The sequence below is a fragment of the Salinispora pacifica DSM 45544 genome (genome assembly GCF_000378845.1).
Taxonomy (GTDB): domain Bacteria; phylum Actinomycetota; class Actinomycetes; order Mycobacteriales; family Micromonosporaceae; genus Micromonospora; species Micromonospora pacifica.
On the sequence record NZ_KB905359.1, the window covers coordinates 753,703 to 777,288 of the forward strand.

Annotated in this window: 22 protein-coding genes; 10 read left to right on the forward strand and 12 right to left on the reverse strand. The window is 71.2% G+C overall.

Annotated features, from left to right (window positions below; all coding sequences use genetic code 11):
- Nucleotides 1-123 precede the first annotated feature (123 nt).
- Entirely contained in the window at nucleotides 124-3,639 is a 3,516-nt protein-coding gene (metH, locus tag SALPAC3_RS0103475; RefSeq protein ID WP_018219881.1) for a methionine synthase, read from the reverse strand.
- A 262-nt stretch (nucleotides 3,640-3,901) separates the two neighbouring features.
- Here metH and SALPAC3_RS0103480 point away from each other — a divergent pair, with 262 nt between their 5' ends.
- Together SALPAC3_RS0103480 and SALPAC3_RS0103485 are read left to right on the forward strand one after the other, a co-directional pair.
- Nucleotides 3,902-4,771 (forward strand): PAC2 family protein, encoded by an 870-nt coding sequence (locus tag SALPAC3_RS0103480; RefSeq protein ID WP_018219882.1) that lies wholly within the window; start codon nucleotides 3,902-3,904, stop codon nucleotides 4,769-4,771.
- A gap of 136 nt (nucleotides 4,772-4,907) precedes the next feature.
- A complete protein-coding gene (locus SALPAC3_RS0103485; protein ID WP_018219883.1) occupies nucleotides 4,908-5,699 on the forward strand; it encodes a GntR family transcriptional regulator in 792 nt (263 codons plus the stop codon).
- A 135-nt stretch (nucleotides 5,700-5,834) separates the two neighbouring features.
- Here SALPAC3_RS0103485 and mshC read toward each other — a convergent pair whose 3' ends face one another.
- The 6 genes from mshC to SALPAC3_RS0103515 form a co-directional block, all read right to left on the reverse strand.
- Nucleotides 5,835-7,073: a cysteine--1-D-myo-inosityl 2-amino-2-deoxy-alpha-D-glucopyranoside ligase gene (mshC, locus tag SALPAC3_RS0103490; protein WP_026185199.1), complete on the reverse strand. Its 1,239-nt coding sequence runs from the start codon at nucleotides 7,071-7,073 to the stop codon at nucleotides 5,835-5,837.
- 67 nt (nucleotides 7,074-7,140) lie between these two features.
- Nucleotides 7,141-7,980, reverse strand: coding sequence for an SCO1664 family protein (locus SALPAC3_RS0103495; protein WP_026185200.1), 840 nt, complete (start codon nucleotides 7,978-7,980; stop codon nucleotides 7,141-7,143).
- Entirely contained in the window at nucleotides 7,977-8,564 is a 588-nt protein-coding gene (locus SALPAC3_RS0103500) for a DUF3090 domain-containing protein (protein WP_018219886.1), read from the reverse strand. Before SALPAC3_RS0103500 ends, SALPAC3_RS0103495 begins: the two co-directional genes overlap by 4 nt.
- Nucleotides 8,565-8,715: 151 nt before the next feature.
- Nucleotides 8,716-9,429 carry an MSMEG_4193 family putative phosphomutase gene (locus SALPAC3_RS0103505; protein WP_018219887.1) on the reverse strand — a complete coding sequence of 238 codons (714 nt, stop codon included), beginning with the start codon at nucleotides 9,427-9,429 and terminating at the stop codon, nucleotides 8,716-8,718.
- Nucleotides 9,430-9,505: 76 nt separating this feature from the next.
- Nucleotides 9,506-10,342, reverse strand: coding sequence for an undecaprenyl-diphosphate phosphatase (locus SALPAC3_RS0103510; protein ID WP_018219888.1), 837 nt, complete (start codon nucleotides 10,340-10,342; stop codon nucleotides 9,506-9,508).
- On the reverse strand, nucleotides 10,339-11,391 hold the full coding sequence (locus SALPAC3_RS0103515) for an LLM class F420-dependent oxidoreductase (RefSeq protein ID WP_018219889.1): 1,053 nt from the start codon (nucleotides 11,389-11,391) through the stop codon (nucleotides 10,339-10,341). Before SALPAC3_RS0103515 ends, SALPAC3_RS0103510 begins: the two co-directional genes overlap by 4 nt.
- A 184-nt stretch (nucleotides 11,392-11,575) precedes the next feature.
- Here SALPAC3_RS0103515 and SALPAC3_RS0103520 point away from each other — a divergent pair, with 184 nt between their 5' ends.
- The gene (locus tag SALPAC3_RS0103520; protein WP_018219890.1) at nucleotides 11,576-12,547 is read left to right on the forward strand and encodes an aldo/keto reductase; all 972 of its coding nucleotides are present in this window, start codon (nucleotides 11,576-11,578) and stop codon (nucleotides 12,545-12,547) included.
- Nucleotides 12,548-12,644: 97 nt separating this feature from the next.
- The gene (locus SALPAC3_RS0103525) at nucleotides 12,645-12,836 is read left to right on the forward strand and encodes a DUF5703 family protein (RefSeq protein WP_018215309.1); all 192 of its coding nucleotides are present in this window, start codon (nucleotides 12,645-12,647) and stop codon (nucleotides 12,834-12,836) included.
- Between the two features lie 63 nt (nucleotides 12,837-12,899).
- Here the strand turns inward: SALPAC3_RS0103525 and SALPAC3_RS0103530 are convergent, their stop codons facing one another.
- Nucleotides 12,900-13,556 (reverse strand): hypothetical protein, encoded by a 657-nt coding sequence (locus SALPAC3_RS0103530; protein ID WP_018219891.1) that lies wholly within the window; start codon nucleotides 13,554-13,556, stop codon nucleotides 12,900-12,902.
- 53 nt (nucleotides 13,557-13,609) lie between these two features.
- Nucleotides 13,610-14,938: a M20/M25/M40 family metallo-hydrolase gene (locus tag SALPAC3_RS0103535; RefSeq protein WP_018219892.1), complete on the reverse strand. Its 1,329-nt coding sequence runs from the start codon at nucleotides 14,936-14,938 to the stop codon at nucleotides 13,610-13,612.
- A gap of 89 nt (nucleotides 14,939-15,027) precedes the next feature.
- Between SALPAC3_RS0103535 and SALPAC3_RS0103540 the strand changes: the two genes are divergently transcribed.
- On the forward strand, nucleotides 15,028-15,270 hold the full coding sequence (locus SALPAC3_RS0103540; protein WP_018219893.1) for a hypothetical protein: 243 nt from the start codon (nucleotides 15,028-15,030) through the stop codon (nucleotides 15,268-15,270).
- A gap of 55 nt (nucleotides 15,271-15,325) precedes the next feature.
- Here the strand turns inward: SALPAC3_RS0103540 and SALPAC3_RS0103545 are convergent, their stop codons facing one another.
- The 3 genes from SALPAC3_RS0103545 to SALPAC3_RS0103555 are packed head-to-tail and all read right to left on the reverse strand — an operon-like array spanning nucleotide 15,326 to nucleotide 18,403.
- On the reverse strand, nucleotides 15,326-15,676 hold the full coding sequence (locus SALPAC3_RS0103545; RefSeq protein WP_018219894.1) for a DUF3140 domain-containing protein: 351 nt from the start codon (nucleotides 15,674-15,676) through the stop codon (nucleotides 15,326-15,328).
- On the reverse strand, nucleotides 15,676-15,843 hold the full coding sequence (locus SALPAC3_RS28235) for a hypothetical protein (protein WP_018219895.1): 168 nt from the start codon (nucleotides 15,841-15,843) through the stop codon (nucleotides 15,676-15,678). Before SALPAC3_RS28235 ends, SALPAC3_RS0103545 begins: the two co-directional genes overlap by 1 nt.
- Nucleotides 15,844-15,859: 16 nt before the next feature.
- Nucleotides 15,860-18,403 carry an ATP-dependent Clp protease ATP-binding subunit gene (locus SALPAC3_RS0103555; protein ID WP_018219896.1) on the reverse strand — a complete coding sequence of 848 codons (2,544 nt, stop codon included), beginning with the start codon at nucleotides 18,401-18,403 and terminating at the stop codon, nucleotides 15,860-15,862.
- A 127-nt stretch (nucleotides 18,404-18,530) separates the two neighbouring features.
- On the opposite strand from SALPAC3_RS0103555, the gene SALPAC3_RS0103560 reads away from it, so the two are divergent.
- The 5 genes from SALPAC3_RS0103560 to SALPAC3_RS0103580 all read left to right on the forward strand — a co-directional run bounded on the left by SALPAC3_RS0103560 (nucleotide 18,531) and on the right by SALPAC3_RS0103580 (nucleotide 23,573).
- The gene (locus tag SALPAC3_RS0103560; protein ID WP_018219897.1) at nucleotides 18,531-18,914 is read left to right on the forward strand and encodes a hypothetical protein; all 384 of its coding nucleotides are present in this window, start codon (nucleotides 18,531-18,533) and stop codon (nucleotides 18,912-18,914) included.
- Nucleotides 18,915-19,062: 148 nt separating this feature from the next.
- Nucleotides 19,063-19,323: a hypothetical protein gene (locus SALPAC3_RS0103565; RefSeq protein ID WP_018215298.1), complete on the forward strand. Its 261-nt coding sequence runs from the start codon at nucleotides 19,063-19,065 to the stop codon at nucleotides 19,321-19,323.
- Nucleotides 19,324-19,331: 8 nt separating this feature from the next.
- Nucleotides 19,332-20,246 carry a magnesium transporter gene (locus SALPAC3_RS0103570; RefSeq protein WP_018219898.1) on the forward strand — a complete coding sequence of 305 codons (915 nt, stop codon included), beginning with the start codon at nucleotides 19,332-19,334 and terminating at the stop codon, nucleotides 20,244-20,246.
- Nucleotides 20,239-22,911 (forward strand): FtsK/SpoIIIE domain-containing protein, encoded by a 2,673-nt coding sequence (locus tag SALPAC3_RS0103575; protein WP_018219899.1) that lies wholly within the window; start codon nucleotides 20,239-20,241, stop codon nucleotides 22,909-22,911. Before SALPAC3_RS0103570 ends, SALPAC3_RS0103575 begins: the two co-directional genes overlap by 8 nt.
- Entirely contained in the window at nucleotides 22,908-23,573 is a 666-nt protein-coding gene (locus tag SALPAC3_RS0103580) for a hypothetical protein (protein WP_018219900.1), read from the forward strand. Before SALPAC3_RS0103575 ends, SALPAC3_RS0103580 begins: the two co-directional genes overlap by 4 nt.
- The last annotated feature ends 13 nt before the right edge of the window (nucleotides 23,574-23,586 follow it).

The window sequence follows — 23,586 nt, forward strand, 5'->3', positions numbered from 1 at the left end:
GGTTGTCGCGACCCTGGGCGAAGGCGATGCGGAACGGCGGGCAGCTGGCGTGGGTCTCACCCGCCCTCCCCCGCTACCAACAGGTGGATCACCCCACCGGGACCTGGTCGTGCGGACCTGGTGTCACTTGGCGTTGAAGTAACCCGCCTCCGGGTGGTGCACGACAATCGCGTCGGTGGCCTGTTCCGGAACGAGCTGGAACTCCTCCGACAGCTGCACGCCGATCCGTTCCGCACCCAGCAGGTCCACGAGCTTCGCCCGGTCCTCCAGGTCCGGACAGGCCGGGTAGCCGAAGGCATACCGGCAGCCCCGGTAGTCGTTACGCAGCAACCCGGCCAGGTCAGCCGGGTCGGTGGTGGCCACCGTACGGTCGTCGGGCAGGCTCAGCTCGGCGCGGACCCGCTGGTGCCAGTACTCGGCAAGGGCCTCGGTGAGCTGCACCGACAGCCCGTGAACCTCCAGATAGTCGCGGTACTCGTTACGGGCGAACAACTTCGCCGTATATTCGCTGATCGGTTGGCCAACCGTGACCAGTTGCAGCGCCACCACGTCAAACTCGCCGCCACGAGGACGGAAGAAGTCGGCCAAGCAGAGCCGCCGCTCCTGGCGCTGCCGGGGGAAGGTGAACCGGGCCCGCTCAGCGTGCCCGTTCTCGTCGAGCACGACCAGGTCGTTGCCGTCGGAGTAGGCCGGGAAGTAGCCGTACACCACAGCTGCCTCAAGTACCTGGTCGGCGATGAGCCGGTCCAGCCAGTAGCGTAGCCGCGGCCGACCCTCGGTCTCCACCAGTTCCTCGTAGGTGGGTCCGCTACCGCCGCGGGTACCGCGCAGTCCCCACTGCCCGAGGAACGTCGCCCGTTCGTCGAGCAGGGCCGCGTAGTCGGCGAGGGGCAGCCCCTTGACCACCCGGGTGCCGAAGAACGGTGGGGTGGGCACCTCCACGTCGGTGGCCACGTCGGAGCGGACCGAGGCATCGTTCAACTCCGGCAACGACTCGCTGACGATCGCCCGCTGCCGCGCCCGCCGGTCCCGCCGTGCGGCCAACGCCGCCTCCCGCTCCGGGTCCACCACCTGTGCGCCGCCGCGCTTGGCGGCCATCACCCGATCCATCAGGGAGAGCCCTTCGAAGGCATCCCGGGCGTAGTGCACCTGGCCGGGGAACATCGATCGCAGGTCGTCCTCGACATACGCGCGGGTCAGCGCCGCACCCCCGAGCAGGACCGGCCAGCGCTCCGCAACGCCCCGCGTGGCCATCTCGGCCAGGTTCTCCTTCATGATGACGGTGCTCTTCACCAACAGCCCCGACATGCCGATCGCGTCCGCGCGGTTTTGCTCGGCGGCGTCGAGGATGGCGTTGATCGGCTGCTTGATCCCGATGTTCACCACCTCATAGCCGTTGTTCGACAGGATGATGTCGACGAGGTTCTTGCCGATGTCGTGGACGTCGCCCTTCACGGTGGCGAGCACGATCCGTCCCTTGCCGCCGTCATCGGTCTTCTCCAGGTGCGGCTCCAGGTACGCCACCGCGGACTTCATCACCTCGGCGGACTGGAGTACGAACGGCAACTGCATCTGGCCGGCCCCGAACAACTCGCCGACCACCTTCATCCCGTCCAGCAGAATCTCGTTGATAACGACCATCGCCGCCAACCCGGTGGCGAGGGTCGCGTCCAGATCGGCCTCAAGGCCGTTGCGCTCGCCGTCGATGATCCGCCGCTTGAGCCGCTCCTCCAGCGGCAGCGCGGCCAGCTCCTCCGCTCGGCTGGCCCGCGCCGAGGCGGCGTCCACCCCCTCGAAGGCTTCGATGAAGCGCTGGACCGGGTCGTACCCTTCGCGTCGTCGGTCGTAGACCAGATCGAGTGCGATCTCCCGCTGCTCATCGGGGATCTTCGACATCGGCAGGATCTTGCTGGCGTGCACGATCGCCGAGGTCAGCCCGGCTTGGACGCACTCGTGCAGAAACACCGAGTTGAGCACCTGCCGGGCCGCCGGATTGAGCCCGAACGAGACGTTGGAGATACCCAGGGTGAAGTTGACCCCCGGGTAGCGGCCGGCGATCTCTCGGATCGCCTCGATGGTCTCGATCCCGTCCCGTCGGGTCTCCTCCTGCCCGGTGGCGATCGGGAAGGTCAGGGCGTCAATCAGGATGTCCGACCGGGCCATCCCCCATCGGCCGGTCAGATCGTCGATCAGCCGGGCGGCCACGCGTACCTTCCAGTCCTTGGTACGCGCCTGCCCCTCCTCGTCGATGAGGAGCGCCACCACCGCCGCGCCGTGTTCCTTGACCACGGGCATCAGGCGGGCATATCGGGAGTCGGGGCCGTCGCCGTCCTCGAAGTTGACCGAGTTGACCACGCATCGCCCACCGAGCGTCTCCAGCCCCGCCTCGATCACGCCCGGCTCGGTTGAGTCCAGCATGATCGGCAGCGTGGAGGCGGTGGCGAACCGGCTGGCCAACTCGCGCATGTCCTGGGTGCCGTCGCGGCCCACGTAGTCCACGCAGAGGTCCAGCAGGTGCGAGCCGTCCCGCGCCTGGCCACGGGCGATCTCCACGCAGGCCTGCCAGTCCTCGGCGAGCATGGCCTCACGGAACGCCCTGGATCCGTTTGCGTTGGTCCGCTCCCCCACCATCAGCACGCTCGCGTCCTGCGCGAAGGGGACATGGTGATAGATCGACGAGGCGCCGGGCTCGGGCCGTGGCTCGCGCACCACCGGCGGTCGGCCACGCATCCGTTCGGCCAGCACCCGGATGTGCTCCGGCGTGGTCCCGCAGCAGCCGCCGACCAGCGCCACACCGTAGTCGGTGACGAACTGCGCCAGGGCATCGCCCAGTTCGTCCGGCGCCAGTGGGAAGTACGCACCGTCGGAGGTGAGGACCGGCAGGCCGGCGTTCGGCATCACCGACACCGGGATCTGGGAATGCTGCGACAGGTAGCGCAGGTGCTCACCCATCTCCGCCGGGCCGGTGGAGCAGTTCAGCCCGATCAGGTCGATGCCGAGTGGCTCGATCGCGGTGAGTGCGGCGCCGATCTCGCTACCCAGCAGCATCGTGCCGGTGGTCTCCACCGCCACGTGGCAGATGATCGGGACCGACCGGCCCAGCTCGGCCATCGCCCGCCTCGAGCCGATCACCGCCGCCTTCACCTGAAGCAGGTCCTGACAGGTCTCGATGATCAACGCATCCGATCCGCCGGCGATCAGGCCGACGGCGTTCTCCTGGTACGCGTCCCGCAGCGCGGCGTACGTGGCGTGCCCAAGGGTGGGCAGCTTCGTGCCCGGCCCGATCGAGCCCAGGACGAAGCGCGGCTGCTCCGGTGTCGCGTACGCGTCGACGGCGGTGCGGGCCAGCCGGGCGCCAGCCTCGGAAAGCTCACGGATGCGCCCCTCAATGCCGTACTCGGCCAGGTTCGCGAGGTTCGCGCCGAACGTGTTAGTTTCCACGCAGTCTGCGCCCACGGCCAGGTACGCCTCGTGCACGCCACGGACCGCGTCCGGCCGGGTCACGTTGAGGATCTCGTTGCAGCCTTCCAGCCCATCGAAGTCATCGAGTGTCAGATCTGCCGCATGCAACATGGTCCCCATCGCCCCGTCGGCGACGAGGACCCGGTCGGTCAGCGCGTCGAGCACAGAGATCACCACAGCTTCAGGTTACTGCGACCACACGGAATGTGGTCTAGCCCCGGCTGCCGGGTCCCACCTGGGGTAACCAGCACACGCTGCCCCTTTGTCGCCCGGGTGATTGTTTCGTCGATTGATAGATCGGCGCGGCCGACGGTCCGGTTCCCACCCCTGGCACGTAGGCTGACGGACGTGAGGGACTACAGCGACGCCACGACGCATGGTGGCCGGCCGATCGGGCACCTGCCCGGCACCGCCCCGACGGGCGGGACGAGGTGACCGCGTGACCGAGTTCGACGGACTGCCGGTCCTGCGATCCCCCGTGGCCATCGCCGCCTTCGAAGGCTGGAACGACGCCGCCGATGCCTCGACGGCCGCCGTCGAACACCTGGAACAGGTGTGGCAGGCCCGGCCGGTCACCGAGCTGGATCCGGAAGACTTCTACGACTTCCAGGTCAGCCGCCCCACGATCGCGATGTCGGCGGGCGAGACCCGACGGGTGGAGTGGCCCACCACCCGGTTCATGACCGCCAGCCCGGCCGGTACGGAGCGGGATGTCGTGCTGATCCGCGGCATCGAGCCGAGCATGCGCTGGCGCACCTTCTGCGAGCAGGTGCTGGAAATCTGCCACAGCCTGGAGGTCGAACGGGTGGTGCTGCTCGGCGCGCTCTTGGCTGACGTGCCGTACACCCGACCGCTACCGATCAGCGGAAGCGCCTCCGACAAGGGCGCGGCACAGCGTTTCCAGCTCACCCCCACCCGTTACGACGGGCCCACCGGCATTGTCGGGGTCCTGCACGACGCCTGCTCACGGGCCGAGGTGAACGCGGTGTCGTTCTGGGTGCATGTGCCGCACTACGCCAACAACCCACCCTGTCCCAAGGCGACCCTGGCCCTGCTGCACCGGGTCGAGGAGGTGCTGGATCTGCCGGTGCCGATGGCGGACCTCGCCGAGGAGGCCGCCGAGTGGGAACAGCGGGTCCGGGGCGCCGCCGAGCAGGACGCCGAGCTCGGTGAGTACGTCCGCGAGTTGGAGGAACGGGTCGGCGACGCCGGCATCACCCCGCTGACCGGGGACGAGATCGCCCAGGAGTTTGAGAAGTACCTGCGCCGGCGCGGCGGCTCCGCCGGTCCTACCGCCGGCTCCTGGTAGCCGGAGCGCACCGAGCCTCGTGGCCCGCCACCCGCACCCGGTGGCGGGCCACTGTTCTTGTGTCCCGAGTCGGTTGTGGACGGGAACCCACTCGCTACGGCATCCTAGGAACCTAGTTGATGATGAGGAGGCGGGCATGCAGATCAACCCGGGCGCGGCCGAGTTCCCGCACCGACAGATCGCCGCGCAGATCAAGGCACAGGTGCGCCGCGGTGACTGGGGTCCCGGGGAGCGGCTACCCTCCATCCCGGCCGTCGCCGAAATGTTCGGCGTCGCCAAACAGACCGTGCAACGCGCCGTGGACCAACTCCGGGTCGAGGGCGTCCTGATCACGAAGCCTGGCTCCGGTACGTACGTCCGCGGCACCCGACGCCGCCTCAACCGGCTCTCCCGGGGCCGGTACGGCGGCTTCCGTGGCTACCACACCGACCTCGCCGCCCGGTACCGGCAACAGCTCGTCTCCGTCGGGCCCGCCCCCGCACCGCCCGAGGTCGCCGACGCGTTCGGCGTGTCCGACGGCACCGAGCTGCTCTGTCGTCGGCACCTGGTCCGCGCCGAGGACTCCCCGGTGGAGGTCGGAGCCGCCTGGTTCCTACCGACCGACACCGCCGGCACCGCACTGGAGCGGGCCGAGGCGTTCGGCCGCCCCCTCTACCAGGAGGCCGAGGAAGCCACCGGCCGGCGGTACGTCACCGCGACCGACACGATCAGTGCCCGGCAGCCCAGTCGAGACGAGGCGGAGACCCTCCAGATCCGCCCCGACACCCCGGTGCTACACCTGCTGCACGTCGCCTACGACGAACGCCGTAAACCGATCGAGGTCGCCCAGGCCACCTGGCCCGGCCCGGTCACCACCCTGACCGAGGCGTACCGGATCCCGGCCCCGGCGACCGGCCCGGATCCGGGCCCGGGGCTCGTCCTGGGCTGATGGCCCGCACAGCCCAGCTCCGTGGCGGGCTGCCGACACGGCAGCCCAACCAAGCGCCCCCGAGCGGAGGGCGACGGCGCCCGAGGCCACCCGCGCCGAGTGGGCCGCCTGCCGGCCGTCGGACTGCCCGGTAGGTCACAGACGGACGCCGAGCAGGGCGTCCAGGGCCCGGGTGAAGAGCGCGGGTGCCGCTGGATCGTCGCCGGCACCGACGAGCGCCGCCTCCGCCCAGGAGTCCGCCAGCGCGAGCGCCCCCGGGGTGTCGAGGTCGTCGGCGAGGCGCGCCCGAAGCGTGGCCAGAAACGCCTCCGCGGACGGCCCGCCGGGCAACGCGGCAGCCCGCCGCCATCGGCCCAGCCGCTCCTGCGCGGTCGCCAACAGCTCGTCGCTCCAGGAGCGGTCGCTACGGTAGTGCCCGCTCATCAGGGCCAGCCGGACCGCCATCGGATCCACCTGGTCGGCTCGCAACCGGGAGACGAAGACCAGGTTGCCGCGGGACTTGGACATCTTCTCCCCGTCCAGCCCGATCATGCCGGCGTGCACGTAGTGCCCGGCGAACGGGGCCTGCCCGGTCAGCAGCTCGGCGTGGGCGGCCGAGCACTCATGGTGCGGGAAGATCAGATCATTGCCGCCGCCCTGCACATCGATCTGCGTACCGAGCAGATCCAGCGCGATCACGGCGCACTCGATATGCCAGCCAGGGCGGCCGGGGCCCAGCTCCCCGCCGGGCCACGATGGCTCGTCGGCGCGGGCACCACGCCACAACAGCGGATCGAGCGGGTCGCGCTTTCCCGCTCGGTCCGGGTCACCACCGCGCTCGGGGAAGATCTCCAGCATCTGCTCCCGGCTCAGGTGGGACTCGTACCCGAACCGAGGCGCGGCCGCGATGTCGAAGTAGACATCGCCGGTGCCGTCCTCGAGCCGGTAGCCGGCGCCCTCCTTCACCAGGGTCAGAACCCGCTCGGCGATGTCCGGGATCGACTCCACCGCACCGACGTAGTGCTCCGGCGGGATGATCCGCAGCGCCGCCATGTCCTCCCGGAACAGCGCGGTCTCCCGCATCGCCAGGACCTTCCAGTCCTCGCCGTCCCGGGCGGCCCGCTCCAGCAGCGGATCATCGATATCAGTCACGTTCTGCACATACGTCACGTCCCGCCCCGCGTCCCGCCACACCCGCTGAATCAGGTCGAAGGTGATCATGGTGGCGGCGTGCCCGAGGTGGGTGGCGTCATACGGGGTGATGCCGCAGACGTACATGGTGCCGGTGCCGGTCGGCGCGCTGGCGGCCATGCCCCGCCGGGCCGAGTCAAACAACATCAACGGCCCGCCCTGGCCCGGCAGCCGCGGCACCTCGTGTCCCGCCCAAGAGTCCATGACCGCCAGCCTAACCAGCCGCCAGCGGGCTCCGGGGAACACGAGAGGTGACTAAGGTGACAGCCGCTCACATGGGTGGCCACGGCATCGCCGGCCACTGCCGCGACGGCAACGGGAATCGTCCGGCGGCCCGCAGCCGCCCGATCCGGGAAGCCAACTCGACGACTTCGCTGACAGTGAGGTGCTCGGCGAGAGCACCGCCCAGCTCCCCGGCGACCGCGCCGGCGAGTGCCGCAAGCACCTCCGCCGAGTCCGCCGGCAGCTCGCGGCCCGCCCAACCCCACAAGACCGTGCGCAGCTTCTCCTCCACGTGGAAGCTGACCCCGTGATCCACGCCGTAGAGTCGGCCGTCCGGGCCGACCAGGACATGTCCACCCTTGCGGTCGGCGTTGTTGATAACCGCGTCCAGCACGGCCAGCCGGGCGAGCCGCGGGTCGTCGGCGTGTGCCAGGGCGTACGGGATGCCCTCCTCGTCCCGGGCCGCGGCCACCGCCAACCACTGGGGCGGCAGTTTGTCGGTCGGAACAAACCCGACCAGTGGCTCCGGCTCCACCGGCTCGTCGATCCACAGCTGACAGGAGCCGGGGCCGAGCGGCCCGTCGCGCAGCACCGTCGGCGGCACCAGGTCCCATCCGGTGGCCGCCGACACCAGGTACGCGGCGACCTCGCGTCCGGCGAGATTGCCATCCGGAAAGTCCCACAGGGGCCGCTCACCCCGCACCGGCTTGTAGACACAACGCGCGGTCATCCCGTCCAACGTCAGGACCGCGCGTAGCGTCGTGTTCGAGGCGTCCACCAGCCGCCCCTCCAGCTCGAGCGCACCCTCCCGAAGCAGCCGAAGCACCTGATCACTGTCCTGGCGCGGCTGGTGCCAATCCCGGCTCCGGTACAGCTCAGATGAGGTCACCGGTGGTAGCCGTTGTGGCGCGGGCAGAGGTGGCCGACCGGGTCGAGGGGCTGGCCGCAGAGCGGACACGGCGGCCGGCCCGCGTTCACCACCCGCCGGGCCCGTCCGATGAACTCGCGGGTCGCCTCCGGGGTCAACCGCACCCGCAGCCGGTCCAGGTCGTCGTCTGGCTCCTCGTCGTCCGACTCGTCCAACTCGACCTCAGCGGCAGCCTCGGCGGCCCCAACCTCGACCTCGGCCTCGCCGACCGCGATCGCCTCGATCACGACCGTCTCGGTGTCCACGTCAAAGGCCAGCCCCAGGGTGCCGACCCGGAACTCCTCGTCGACGGGGGTGTCCAGCGGGTCGTTGTCCCCACCGACCGGGCCGGTCTCCGGCAGCTTCACCCCAAACCGCCGTTGCGCCTCGGAGAGCAACTCCTCAAGTTTCTCCGCCAGCAGTGAGACCTGGACCTTCTCCAGCGCGACGCTGACCAGCCGGCCACCGCCGCGGGCCTGGAGAAAGAACGTACGATCCCCCGGCGGCCCGACGGTTCCGGCGACGAACCGCTCCGGCGGCTCGAAGGCGTGCACCTGGTGGGTCATACCTCGACCCTATCCGGCGCACCCGCACGGCGCGCACCCCACCGACCGGAATCGCCGTGCGGCGCCGCCGCGCCGCGACGACCCTCGGTCCCGCCGGGACCGCCCGGGCCGCGTTGCCCCTCGCCAGCGCCGACGCGATCGTCGGAACGGGTCAGGCCCCTGCCCCCGCGCCGCCCCCGATCGTGGCGTCCGAATCCGCGGTACGGCGCTTCCGCCTACCCCGCTTCGGCGGGGGCGGGACCAACGCGGTCAGATCGCCGCCGGTGTCGTTGAGCCGCACCAGGAACGGACGCAGCGGGGTGTAGCGGATCGCCGTGACCGAGGCCGGATCCACGATGAGCCGCTGGAAGAGGTCCAGGTGCAGGCCGAGCGCGTCCGCCACGATCGCTTTGATCACGTCGCCGTGGGTGCAGGCCAGCCAGACCGCGTCCGGCCCGTGCTCCGCGCTCACCCGAGCATCCCAGGTGCGCACCGCGGCCACCGCCCGGGCCGCCATGCTCGCCATCGCCTCCCCACCCGGGAAGACCGCCGCGCTGGGATGCTGCTGCACGACCGGCCAGAGCGCGTCCTTCGCGAGCTGTTTCAGCGGCTGCCCCTCCCAGCTGCCGTACCCGCACTCGGTCAGCCCCTCCTCCACCACCGGCACGGCCTCGGGCAACGCCCGGTCCAGGGTCTGCCGACAACGGACCAACGGGCTGGTCACCACGGTTGGGCAGGAAAGCAGCCGGAGCCGCTCGCCGACCGCGGTGGCCTGGGTACGGCCGGTCTCGTCCAGCTCGACCGGCTGCCGACCGGCCAGCCCGCCGGCCGCGTTCGCGGTCGTCCGGCCGTGTCGTAAGAGCAGTAGCGTCGCCACGGTCACCACCCTAGAGCCTGCTCCACCTCGGGCCCACCGATGCGCCCGGGCCGGCTTTCGTGCCGGGCGCGTCGGCGCGAGCGGGTCAGGTGGCGCTGATTGTGCCGGTCAGCAGCAGGGCGAGCACCAGCGTTCCCAGCGCCACCCGATACAGCACAAAGATGTACAGGGTGTGGCGCGCCACGTAGCGCAGCAGCCAGGCGATGGCCGCGTAACCCACGGCGAAGGCGACCACCGTGGCCACGATCATCTGCGCCCCGCTCGGCACCGAGGTGCCCGGCGCTGCCGGAGCGAAGACGTCCTCGAGGCTGAGCACGCCCGACATCACCACCGCGGGAATGGCCAGCAGGAACGAGTATCGGGCCGCGGTCTCCCGGGTCAGGTTGAGCAGCAGGCCGGCGGTGAGCGTCCCCCCCGATCGGGACACGCCGGGTATCAGCGCCATCGCCTGCGCGAAACCCATCACCACACCGTCGCGCATCCGGAAGTTCTGCAGCGTCCGCGTCTGCCGGCCCCAGTACTCGGCGAACGCCAGCACGAAGGCGAACAGGATCAGGGTGCTGGCGACCAGCCACAGGTTCCGCGCGGTCTCCCGGATCTGGTCCTTGAACAGGAGGCCGAAGACGCCGATGGGAATCGAGCCGACGATGACGTACCAGCCCATCCGGTAGTCGAGGCTGCTGCGCACAGACCGATCCCAGATTCCGACGACCCAGGTACGGGTGATTCGCCAGATGTCCTTGGCGAAGTAGAGCAGCACCGCCGCCTCGGTGCCGAGCTGGGTGACGGCGGTGAACGACGCCCCGGCATCCTGCTCGAAGAAGATCGCTGAGGTGATCCGCAGATGGCCGGACGAGCTGATCGGCAGGAATTCGGTCAGGCCCTGCACGATGCCCAGGACAATGGCCTCGACCCAAGTCACTCGCCGACTCCCGCGAGATCCAGCGCCTCGGCGACGGTCCGTAGGGTCTGCACGCCGCTGTCCCGGTCGGCCACGAAGAGGGTCACCGACAGCGTGGTGACGCCGGCAGCGGCGAACTCCCGCATCCGCTCGGCGATGCGCTCCTTCGGACCCAGCAGCGAGGTACGGTCGATCAACTCCAGCGGCACCGCAGCGGCCGCGTCGCGGTGCCGCCTGGCCAGGTACAGCTCCTGCACCTCGCGCGCAGCCTCGCCGTACCCCATCCGGGTGGCGAGCTGGTTGTAGAAGTTCTGCTGCCGGCTGCCCATACCACCGATGTAGAGCGCGGCGTACCAGCGGACCAGTTCGGCGCAGTTGGCGACATCGTCACCGATCACCACCGGCACCGAGGGAACCACATCGAAGCCGGACAGCTCCTTCCCGGCGCGGGCCCGTCCGGCGCGGATCGCAGCGAGCTGCTCCGCGGCGAACTCCGGCGCGTAGAAGACGGCGAGCCAGCCGTCGGCGATCTCGCCAGCGAGTTCCAGGTTCTTCGGACCGACGGCGGCCAGGTAGGTCGGGATGTACTCCCGGGGCGGGTGGAAGCCCAGGCGCAGCGCCTTGCCCGGGCCGTCGGGCAGCGGCAGGGTGTAGAAGTCGCCGGTGTAGGTGACCTCCTTGCGGGCCACCGCCAGCCGAACGATGTCGACGAACTCCCGGGTCCGGGCGAGCGGGCGGCCGAACGGCACGCCGTGCCAGCCCTCGGAGACCTGCGGACCGGACACCCCCAGGCCAAGCCGGAACCGGCCACCGGAGAGAGCGTCGATGGTCGCGGCGGTCATCGCGGTCATCGCCGGGGTGCGACCGGGAATCTGCATCACCGCGCTACCGAGCTCGATCCGCTTGGTCTGGCCGGCCATCCAGGCGAGCATGCTCGGCGAGTCGGAGCCGTACGCCTCCGCCGCCCACACCACCGTGTAGCCGAGCCGGTCCGCCTCCTGGGCCAGAGCCAGATGGTCGGCAGGTGTACTCCACGCCGTCTGGTAACCGAGGCTGAGCCCGAGTCGCACTAGTCCTCCCCCATTCACGCCACAGGTCGCATCAGGTTACGCAATACCATCGCCGCCCTCGATCACCGGCTCACGCAAACAGCGCCGGCCAGGAGGTACCCGTAGGAGCGCTGCGACGAACAGGCGGCAGACTGGACGGCAGCGAGGATATCGGTGCGACCCGTGATGGAAATAAGATTCCACCATGCAACAGCGACCGCTCGGCCGAAGCGGGCTGGCGGTTTCGCGGCTCGCGCTCGGCACCATGACCTGGGGCCGGGACACCGACGCCGACGATGCGGCGGCCCAGCTGAAAGGTTATCTCGACGCCGGCGGCAACCTGGTCGACACCGCCGATGTCTACGGTGACGGTGACGCCGAGTCGGTCATCGGCTCGCTGCTCGGCACCCTGGTCCCCCGCGAGGAGCTGCTGATCGCGACCAAGGCGGGGCTACGCCCGGGCAACGGCCGGCGCCGCGACGGCTCCCGTGGGCACCTACTACGCACCCTGGACGCGTCCCTGCGGCGGCTCGGCACCGACCACGTCGACCTGTTCCAGGTGCACGGGTATGACCCGGACACGCCGCTGGAGGAGACCCTCGCGGCGCTGGACCACGCGGTCGCCAGCGGGCGGGTCCGGTACGTCGGCGTCGCCAACTTCTCTGGCTGGCAAACCGCCCGTGCCGCCGCCTGGCAGGCGGCCTGGCCCGGCCGCTCGCCGGTGGTCGCCGCCCAGGTGGAGTACTCGCTACTGGAACGCGGCATCGAGCGGGAGGTGCTACCGGCCTGTGCGGCGCTCGGACTGGGGGTGTTGCCCTGGTCACCGCTGGGGCGGGGAGTCCTGACCGGCAAGTACCGAAACGGCCGACCAGCGGACTCTCGGGCGGCCTCACCGCACTTCGAGCGGTTCGTCGCGACCTACCTGGAACCGCGCTGCTCCAGCATCGTGGAGGCGGTCGCCACCGCCGCCGGCGGTCTCGGCGTCTCCCCGCTGGAGGTCGCGCTGGCTTGGATCCGCGACCGGCCCGGGGTCGTCGCTCCGATCCTCGGCGCGCGCACGGTGGGGCAGCTGCTCGGCGCCCTCCAGGTCGAGCAGATGACCCTGCCGGAGGAGATCAGAACAGCCCTCGACGACGTCTCCGCCGTCCCGGTCGGCTACCCGGAGCGCGACGGCTGAGCACGGCCCGGAGGCGCCCCGTCTGGCCTGGGGTGACCGGGCCGGGCGGGGCGCCTCCGGGGTGGCGCTGGGCTGGGCGAATGGGCAGCATGGGGCCATGGACTACGAATACGCGCCGCTACGGTTGCCCCCGAACGTTGACCGGCTGACCGCGGCGGCGCAGCTCGCCATCCAGGCGGAGTTCTCCGGCTGGGAGCTGGCCCGGGTCCGGCTGTTCCGGGATGGGACCCGACAGGTCGTGCTGCGCCGTCGCCGGATCAGCCCGCCACCGCCCGGCCTCTCCTACTAGCCGCCGCGGCCCGAAGTCGGCTGCACTCGCCCGGCCCGCGAGGCGAGGTCGCCACGGGGACGGCTAGCGGGCGTGGTCGTACTCCTCGTCGTCCAGTTCGAGGAAGGGGTGCTCGTCGAGCCGACCGACCAACCGGTCCTCGGCGGCGGGCTGGAACGGACCCACCGGGTCGTCATCGTCGAAGGCCTCGAGATCGACCGCGGCGTCAACCTCGCTGACCATGACGACGCCATCCATTGGTTCCAGCTCCGGCACATCCAGCGCGGCGAGCGATCCGTCCCCGCTCTGCAACAGCTCCAGGACCGCCTCACCGACCCCCTCGACGGGCGCCGGCTCGTCCTCATCGGGGGTGTCCGCCCGCCGGGCCGACGTGGCGGCCCGGATCAGCGCCGAGACGCTCGGCACCCGGTAGTCCCGACGCTGCCGGACCGAGATGACCTGTGGGTGGCTGTCGGTGGCCGGCGAGCCGTCGGGGCTGGTGAAGCGCTCGTCGGCCTCCTCCGGGTCGATCGCCTGCACATCCCAGGGAGTGACCTCGCCGAAGGCCTCCATCAGCTGCTCGTCGTAGGCGTACGAGGCGTTGTTCAACGCGACATACGCCTGCCAGACGGCATCGTCGTCGATGCGGCCCTGCGCGGCGCGCACGGCGGCCAGGTGGTGGCGGGCCGCCTCGATGACGCGTTCGAGGGCAGAGTCCAGCTCACCATGCTGGTCGATCATGAAAGGCGTCCCTTCGGTGTTCGGAAGGCGCCGCGCCGAAGTACGGAAGCGGCTCAGCAGTTGCGGAGGAACCGGTCGAGAACCCGCACGCCGAACTGTAGTCCGTCCACCGGAACCCGCTCGTCGATGCCGTGGAACAGCGCGGAGAAGTTCAGATCGGCGGGGAGGCGCAGCGGCGCGAAGCCGAAGCAACGGATACCCAACTGCGTGAAGGCCTTCGCGTCGGTGCCACCGGAGAGCATGTACGGCACCGGCCGGGCCCCCGGGTCCTCGGCGCGCAGCGCGGCGGAGATCGCCTCGACCAGGGCGCCATCGAAGGTGGTCTCCAGCGCGGGCTGGCGCTGGAGGTACTCGATCTCGATGTCCGGGCCGACCAACCCGCGCAGTTGCCGCTCCAACAGCTCCGACTGGCCGGGCAAACTCCGGCAGTCGATGGTGGCGCTGGCCCGTCCGGGGATGACGTTGTCCTTGTAGCCCGCGGCGAGTCGGGTGGGATTGGCCGTGTTGCGGATGGTCGCCCCGATGAGATTGGCGATCGGGCCGAGCTTGCCGATGGCCGTCTCCGGGTCGTCCGGGTCCAGCTCAATGCCGAGCGCCTCGGACACCTCAAGGAGGAACGCGCGTACGGTGTCGGTAACGACGACCGGGAAGCGGTGCTGGCCGACCCGGGCGACCGCCGCGGCGAGGGCGGTGACGGCGTTGTCGTCGTGCACCATCGAGCCGTGCCCCGGCCGCCCCCGGGCGTGCAGCCGCAGCCAGTCAATGCCCTTCTGAGCGGTCTCGATCAGATACAGCCGCTGATTCTCGTTCACCGTGTACGAGAAGCCCCCGACCTCGCCGATGCCTTCGGTGCAGCCCGCGAAGAGGTCGGGGTGCTGCTCCACCAGGAAGTGCGCGCCGTACTCACTGCCAGCCTCCTCGTCGGCGGTGAAGGCGAGCACCACGTCGCGGGGCGGCCGGATCCCGCTGCGCTGCCAGTGCCGCACCACCGCAAGCGTCATCGCGTCGAAGTCCTTCATATCGATCGCACCGCGACCCCAGAGGTAGCCGTCCCGCAGCTCACCCGAGAACGGATGCACCGACCACTCGTCAGCGTCGGCCGGCACCACGTCCAGGTGGCCGTGGACGAGCAGGCCGGGTCGATTCCGGTCAGTTCCGGGGATCCGGGCGACCAGGTTGGCCCGGCGGGGCGCGGACTCGTAGAGCACCGAGTCGATGCCGACCTCGGCGAGCTGCTCGGCCACGTACTCGGCCGCTCGGCGCTCCCCGACGCTGGTGTCGTTGTCACCGGTGTTGGTGGTGTCGATGCGCAGCAGATCCTGACAGAGGCCGATGACCTCGTCGGTGGGCGCGGGGTGGGCGCAGGCGGCGTCGCTCCTCATCGCTCCTTGATACCAGGAGAGTGGCCAGGGGGTGACGCCGGATCTGGTCCACGGGGTGCGAACGCCGTGCCGTCGGGTAACAGACGGACATGACCGACCTCTACCCCGCCGCCGACGACCGCGAGACACTGCGGCAGGCGGCCACCGCACACACCGCCGCCACCCGGGACGTGGAGCTCTTCCTGCGCCGCCTACCGGCGGTTCCCGCTCCGGCGGACGTCACCGAATACGCCAACCTGCTCACCCGGGAACGGCAGACCCGCGCCGACCGGGAGGCCGCCGCCGAGGCGGCGGGCCTGACGATCACCAGCCTGGAACCCGGTGCGGGATGATCCGTCGGGGTGGAATTCGGTGAACCCGAAGCCGCCGCGACCCGATCGGAAGCGGTCAGCGTTCCACCAGGACGTCGTGGCCCAGATCCAGCAGGGCATGCCGCCACCGGTCATCGGCGTTGCCGCGTGAGGGCTTCGCCGCCAGCAGATTCTCGATCTCGTCGATTGTGTCCCGCATCGTCTCGATGTCGTCCCGGGTCAGGTCCACCTTGCGTTTGGTGAGCACCCGCAGGATGTGCCGGCCCGGCTCGGGCAGGCCGAGGTCGGGGTTCGGGCCGAACGTCTCCTCGCCGGAGCCCCGGGTAAGCAGCCACTGCCGCAGCTTCTCGGACGGCACGTTGACCCGTTCGTGGAAGCTCTCCCAGAGCTCCTCCACCTGCGGATCGAGCCGCTGCTCGCGTACCATCAGCCCTCCTCACGCCGTCCGTCGGTCGCCGCCGGCTCCGGCTCGCCGGTCCCGACCTGCCCCGGGCCCTCTGGTGGCACCTGCACCCGGGCGGGGTTCGCGGTCGGTGCGGCGACGATCGGCTCGGTCCGTTCAGTGTTGTCCTGGTTCTCCTCGGGTACGGTCATCTCCGCCTCCCGGCGTTCAACGGGGATGCGTGGTGGTAGCCGCGGTGTAGCCGCCGTCCTCGGCGACATCGATGGTGAGCTGGCCGTCACGGGCGTCCACGACCACCCGTTGGCCCGGCGACACCGCGGACTCCAGCAGCATCCGGGACAACTGGTTGTCCAACTCGCGCTGAATGACCCGGCGCAGCGGGCGGGCCCCGAACTCGGGCTGGTAGCCGTGCTCGGCGAGCCAGTCGATGCCGGCGGTGGTGATCTCGACATCAACGTCCTGCGCGTGCAACCGACGGCGGGTCTCCGCCAACAACAGCTCGGTGATCTGCCGCAACTGCTCCGCCTCCAGGCGTCGGAAGATGATGATCTCATCAATGCGGTTCAGGAACTCTGGACGGAAGTTCTCCTGGAGTCGGCGCAACAAGCGATCGCGGAGCTCGTCGTTCTCCCCACCCGCCGCCCCGGTGCCGAAGCCGACCGCCCGCTGGGTGCCGGTGATCAGCTCCGAGCCGAGGTTACTCGTCATGATCAAAACGGTGTTCTTGAAATTCACCGTCCGGCCCTGGCTGTCGGTGAGCCGGCCGTCGTCGAGCACCTGGAGCAGGATGTTGAACACGTCCGGGTGCGCCTTCTCGATCTCGTCCAGCAGCACCACCGCGTACGGGCGGCGTCGCACCGCCTCGGTGAGCTGCCCGGCCTCCTCGTACCCGACGTAGCCGGGCGGCGCGCCGACCAACCGGCTGACCGTGTGCCGCTCCTGGAACTCGCTCATGTCGACCCGTACCATCCGGTCGGCCTCGCCGAACAGCGCCTCGGCAAGCGCCCGGGCCAACTCGGTCTTGCCGACGCCGGTGGGGCCGAGGAAGAGGAAGCTACCCATCGGCCGGTCCGGATCCGCCAACCCGGTCCGCGAACGGCGCACCGCCTCGGCGACCGCGTTGACCGCGTCGTCCTGACCGACGACCTTCTCGTGCAGGTGCCCCTCCAGCCGCAGTAGCCGATCCCGCTCCTCCTCGGTGAGCTGCGCAACGGGGATACCGGTGGCCCGGGAGACCACCTCGGCGATCTCCTGCGGCCCCACCTGCGGCACGTGGTTGGCGCTACCCTCGTCGCCGCGTGCCCGGCGGATCTGGGCCTCCAGGTCGGCGATCTGGTCGCGTAACGTGGAGGCCTTCTCGTACTGCTCGTCGGCGACGGCCTGCTCCTTGTCGCGGCGTACCTCGTCAAGCTGGGTCTCCAGCTCGCGTACGTCCGAGTCCGGGGTGCGGGTGCGCAAACGGACCCGTGCGCCGGCCTGGTCGATCAGGTCGATCGCCTTGTCCGGCAGGTAACGGTCGGTGACGTAGCGATCGGAGAGCTCCGCGGCGACGACCAGCGCCTCGTCCGTGAAGCGCACCTGGTGGTGCGCCTCGTAGCGGTCGCGTAGGCCACGCAGGATGGCCACCGTGTCGTCGACCCCCGGCTCGGGCACGAAGACCGGCTGGAACCGGCGGGCCAGCGCGGCGTCCTTCTCGATGGTCCGGCGATATTCGTCCAGCGTGGTTGCGCCGATCACGCGCAGCTCACCGCGGGCCAGCGCCGGCTTGAGCATGCTGGACGCGTCCATTCCGCCCTCGCTGCCGGCCCCACCCGCCCCGACCAGGGTGTGAATCTCGTCGAGGAAGACGATCAGCTTTTCGCGATGGGCCCGGATCTCCTCAATGACCTTCTTCAGCCGCTCCTCGAAGTCACCCCGGTAGCGGGTACCGGCGACCAGGCTGGCCAGGTCCAGTTGGATGACCCGCTTACCGAGCAGGGTCTGCGGCACGTCGCCGTCGCAGACCCGCTCCGCGAGCCCCTCCACGATGGCGGTCTTGCCGACACCGGCCTCACCGATCAGCACCGGGTTGTTCTTGGTCCGCCGGGACAGGATCTCGACTGCCTGCTCGATCTCGTCGGCCCGGCCGATGACCGGGTCGATCTGATCGTTCTGGGCGAGCTCGGTGAGATCCTGCCCGTACTGGTCGAGAGTGGGGGTACCCCGATCCGGCCGCGACCCACCGGTCGGGCCTCGGTCCGCGCTCGCCGCCTGCAACGACTCCGGCTGGATCCGGCCGGCGGCGAGCATCCGGCCGGCGGGTGACTCCGGATTCAGCGGCAATGCCATCAGGATGTGCTCCGGCCCGATGTAGTTGGCGCTCATGGCGCGGGACAGCTGGTGGGCATCGAGCAGTGCCCGCTTGGCGGCGGGGGTGAGGGACAGATTCGGCGGGACCTCGCCCCCGGGCGCCCCCTCGCCCCGCCCACCAAGCGCGTTGAGCAGGGTGTCGGGTTCGGCGCCGGCTCGTTTGACCAGCTCACGCAGGGACTGTCGTTGCAGCGCCGCCCAGAGCAGGTGGTCGGTGTCCAGATCCGTGCTGTGCCGCTCAGCCGCCCGACGTGCTGCGTCGGCGAGCATCTCCCGGGCATCGGCGGTCATCAGCCGGGTGATATCGACCCGGTGCGCGGGCCGGCGCCCACCCTCGCTCCGGCCGAAGTACCGGGCCAGGAACTCGTCCCATGGGTCGGAGCCGAAGTCGCCGGGTCCCATATCTGTCTCCTCCGCTGCTCGGCGCGGCACGGTCGCCAGGGGCTACCCGGCAGTCGTCGGGACAAACTCCGCCGGCTGGCCACCAGGGTTGCCCGGGTGCGGGCGGATCGGGTGGCAGGCTGGCGGCATGAACGGGACACCGCTGCTGATCGTGGACGCCGCCAATGTGGTCGGATCCCGGCCGGACGGCTGGTGGCGGGACCGGGTCGGGGCAGCCACCCGACTGCGGGACAGCCTCACCGGCCTGCCCGACTCCGGGGTGCCACCGGAGCTACCGCCGCCGGTCGAGGTGGTGCTGGTGGTTGAGGGTGCGGCGCGCGGGGTGCCGTCGGCGCCGGGGGTACGGGTGGTGGCGGCCCAGCAGTCCGGCGACGACGCGGTGGTGGACCTGGTCACCGCCGCCGACCCGCAGCGCCGCCGGGTCGTCATCACCGCCGACCGTGAGCTGCGAGAACGCGTGCTCCGGCGGGGCGCCGAGGTACGTGGGCCGCGCTGGTTGACCGGCCGCTGAGCACATCCCCACGCATCCGGGGTGGCCGGCCTCCCCGCGCTTCTGGGTGACAACCACTCAGGAGGGCTGAATACTGGCAGGGAGGATGTTCTCTCCTGGTGCCGATAGGCTCTAATGGAGGCCTCCCCTTGCCCCAGGAGGTTCCGTCGTGGCGAGCGTCGCCGAGCTCAAGGCAGCCATCGATGTTGCGCTCCAACAGATCGGTGACGGCCAGAAGGCTGTGCACGCTGCCGGTGAGCAGCTGGCCGAGGCGCAACAGACGCTGGCCGGCGCGTTGGAGGGCAGCGGACACGAGACGGTGGACGCCGCCCAGGCCTCGCTGACCCAGGCTGGGCAGGAATTGGAGGAGTGCTTGGCGGCCACACTCGTCGCGGTCGAGCAGGCCCAGCTTTACGTCGCGACCCTCTGAGCGCCGCCGTGTCCATCGTCGAAGATCTCGGCGCGCAGGTGCGCGCCGCCAGCGATGACCTGCCCCTCGGCCAACTCGCCGAGGCGCTTGAACGGTTCGGGCTGGCCACCGAGCGGCTGCGCTGGGTACGCCAGGAGTCCGCTAACCCGATGGGGGTGCCGGAGCTGTCCAGCGCCGTCGAACACGCCGAGTCCGCCGGCTACGCGCTGCGCGTCGCCCAGGAGCAGCTGACGGCGTACCTGGCCAGGATCGGGCTGGCGGCTGGCGATGCACCCGCCCCGCGTACCATCCCCAAACAGCAACCGGCACACGACGCTCCCCGTGGTGCCACGCCCCCGGCGACGGCCACTGTCCCGCCGGGCCCGGCCCCCGCACCCCGCTGGTGGGCGGTCCGGGTCGCCGAGTTGACCGGTGGCAGGAGCGGGTCGGAGCCACCGGATGAGGCGATCGCCGACTCCAGCGAGCTGCTGCGCCGAGTCGTCCACCAGGTCCGCGCCGGCGACCGGGAACGACTCCGCGTCGAGCTGGGCCGCGCCCACGCCGACGTGGGGTTGGGGTTGGCCGCGCTGACCCCTCCCCTGCTGCGGGAACTGGCCGGGGAGTTCCTTGGGCACCCGCCCCGGGCCGAGGACCTGCCGCGGCTCCGCAAAGCCCTGGCCAGCCGGACCCGCGACCTGCTGCCGGGCCTGCCCGCGCCGGTGGTGGAGACGCTGCTGGCCCGGGTCTGCCGGATGCCGCCGCCCCGCCGGGACGACGCCGAACAGCCACATGCTGCCGACCCGGCGGTCACCGCCGGGGTGCTGACCGGCGTCCTGCTCGACCGGCTCGGCCGCGAGCTACGCAGTGGCCCGCTCCCGGCCGAGAGCCGGAGCGGGACGTTCACCCCGGGGCACCCCTCGTCTCGCCGAGACGCCGATGGCTGACCGGCGGGCGCAGCTCGCGGCCCGGGTCCGGCAAACCCTCGGCGAGGCCCTCGGCGCGACGCGGACCCGGTTGGCCGCGGCGCAGACCGAACTGGCCGCCGAACGAGGCCGACTCGACCGGGTCCGCCAGGCCGCCGCCGCAGTGCCCGCACGGGTCGGCGCGGAGCGAGACCGGCGCCTCGCCGAGATCGACGCCCAACACTCGGCCCGGATCGCCGAGCTGTCCCGGCGGGCGGCGGACGCGGCCCGCCAGGAGGCCCCGGGCGCGGCCACCACCGACTGGCCACAGTGGCACCCAACCCCCGCTCGCCGAAAGGAACCGCCCGGCCCACTACGGGTCGGCACGCTCGCCGTCATGGGCGGGGAGTCGGTGCCCGCGCTGGTGCCGCTACTCGACGCCGGGCACGTCGAGCTGACCGGCAGCGACCGGGTGGCGGGCGAGGCGGTGGTGGCCGCGCTACTGCTGCGGGCGGTAGGCCGGGCCGACCCGGGCGCCGTTCGGTTGACCGGGTACGACCCGGAGCACCTTGGGGGCGGCTTGGCCGGTTTCGCGCCGCTGGGCACCGCCGGGCTGCTGACCTTTGTCGGACCGGGCGGGCTGGGCCGACTCCTCGACGACCTCGTCGAGGAGATCCACCGGATCAACTCCACCGTTCTGGCGGGCGAGCACCGGTCCCTGCGCGAGTTGGCCACCGCCACCGGTCGTCGGCCCGAGCCGTGGCGGGTGGCGGTACTACTCGGTGGGGAGGAGCCGTCCCGGCACGTACGCGGCCAACTCGATCGGGTGGTCCGCACCGGCGCGGCGTGCGGCGTGCACCTGGTGGTACGCGGCCTGACGCTGCCGGAGGACGCCCCCGTAGCCCGGATCCGCGTCGAGCCGGGCCGGGCCGAGCTCGCCGGCGCACCGCCGGTCACGCTCGACCCGGCGCCCCCGGCGACCCTGGTTACCGAGACCTGCCGGGGCGTCGCGGCCCGGGTCAACGCCGGCCCGGAACCGACGCCCTTCAGCGACCTGCTACCACCCCCGGAGCAGATGTGGCGGGAGGACTCGGCGGCCGGCCTGATCGCGCCGATCGGCGAGGGCACGGACAGCCAACCGGTACTGGTCACTCTCGGTGACTATCCGCCGCACGCACTGATCGGTGGCCCGTCGGGCACCGGCAAGACAAACCTGATCTTCGCCTGGATCGGTGCGCTCGCCGCCCGCTACTCCCCGGCCGAGTTGGAGCTCTACCTGCTCGACTTCAAGGAGGGTGTCTCTTTCGCCCGGTTTGCCCAGGGTCGCCGCGACCCGAGTTGGCTGCCGCACGTTCGGCTGGTCGGGATCAACGTCAACACGGACCGGGAGTTCGGTCTGGCCCTGCTTCGCTTCCTCGCCGAAGAGCTGCGCCGGCGCGCTGACGCGGCAAAGGAGCACGAGGTAACGAAGCTCGCCGAACTGCGCGCGGTGGACCCAGCCGGGCGCTGGCCGCGGATCGTCGCCGTGGTTGACGAGTTTCAGATGCTGCTCGCTGGCCGCGACGCGGTGGCCCGGGAGGCCGCCGATCTCCTGGAGGACCTGGCCCGGCGCGGTCGTTCGCAGGGCATCCACCTGGTCCTCGCCTCGCAGGACGTTCGGGGAATCGAGGCGCTGTGGGGGCGGCCAGCCCTGGTCGCCCAGTTCACCCTCCGCATCGCCCTGCCCAAGGCGCTACGGATCCTCGCCGAGCGCAACGACGCCGCGCAGTCACTACCCCGCCACCACGCCGTGGTCAACGCCGAGTCGGGACTGGCCGAGGGGAACGCGGTTGCCCGGATACCGTCGGCGAGCGACTGGGAGACGTGGAGCGAGCTGCAGCACCGACTCTGGCGGATGCGCCGGCCAGATGCCGCCCCGGCGCGGCTCTTCGATGGTGACGCGATCCCCCGGTTGACCGACGCCCCGGACTACCAGGCGCTCTGTGCACCGGAGACCGGGACACCCCGAGCCCCGACGGCGCTACTCGGCGAGATCATCGACGTACAGGCCCGCTCGGCGGGGCTTCGGCTGCCGCGCGCACCGGGGCGCAACCTAGCCGTGCTGGGCACCCGCGTTGACGAGGCGTGCGCCGTACTCGCCGCGGCTGGACGGTCGCTCGCCCGGCAGCACCGTCCCGGGACGGCGCGGTTCTCCATCGCCTGCCTGGACCCGGACGCCGACGCCGCCGCCCGATCCCTCTACACCGACCTCGCCGACAATGCCGCCTGGTACGACGAGGAGACCGTAACCGAGCTGATGGCCGAGACCACCGCCGGGCTGGGCGCTCCCGGCGTCGGTGCCCCCCACTACCTACTGCTGTTCGCCGTTGACGCGGCGACCGGCGCGCTCGCCGCCCGGATTGGCGGCCAGACCGGGCTGGAGCGGCTACGTCGCGTCCTGCATGACGGGCCGGAGCGGCGGACGCATGTGCTGGCCTGGTGGCGGGGAGTCGCGCGGATGCGGGCCGACCTCGGCGGACCGGCCGCCCGCACGGACCAGATCGGCGCGTGGGTGGCGCTCGACACGCACGGCGGGGAGCTGGGCGCCTCGCTCTACCCCGGCACCGGCGGGCCGGACTGGTACCCCCGCCCCTGGCGAGGCCTCTTCTTCGACCGGGCGGTGCACCGCACCGGGCAGACCATCATCCCGTACGGGCACCAGCGGTGAGCCAGCCGGTGCCGAGCGAGTCGTACCCGGCGCAGGTACGACGACTGGCCGACCTGACCGAGCGGGTGTCGGCGCAGCGGGCCGAGGCACACACCTGGTACGAGCAGCAGTGTGCGGCCGCGCGGCGTGCCGTCGCGAATGCCGAGGACCAGGTCCGGCACGCGGAGCGGGAGGTGACGGCAGCACGCCGGCTGCAGGAGCGGGTCGAGGCGGAGGTCCGGCTGTTGTGGCAGGAGCTACGCGGGCGATTCAGATCGGCGGGCCGCCAGATGGACGGGCCGCCCGGCCCGGTCAACGGCGTCGCCGGGAATCCCCTGCCGATGCTGGCCGCGGTGCGGGACCTCCTGGCCCGTACCGGTCAACCCGGTGAGCTGCCCGGATCCGTCAACCCGCTGCTGGCCATCTGCGGGTTCGGCGGTGCGTTGGTCACGTACGCCCTGGGCACCGTGGCCCGGACGGCCGGCGACCGGTACGGCGGCGACCTGGCGGTCGGGCTACCGGTGCTGGCGCTGGTAGTGACCTTACTCGGCCCGCTGGCCGGCCTGATCCCGGCGAAGATTCTCGCTGACCGGCAACACGCGGTGCTCGGCCCGCGCCCGGTGGCCGTGGTGGTGGTCGCCGGGCTGCTGACGACGGGGCTCCTGCTGGCCGTTGCCCGCTGAGCCGGTCAGTCGC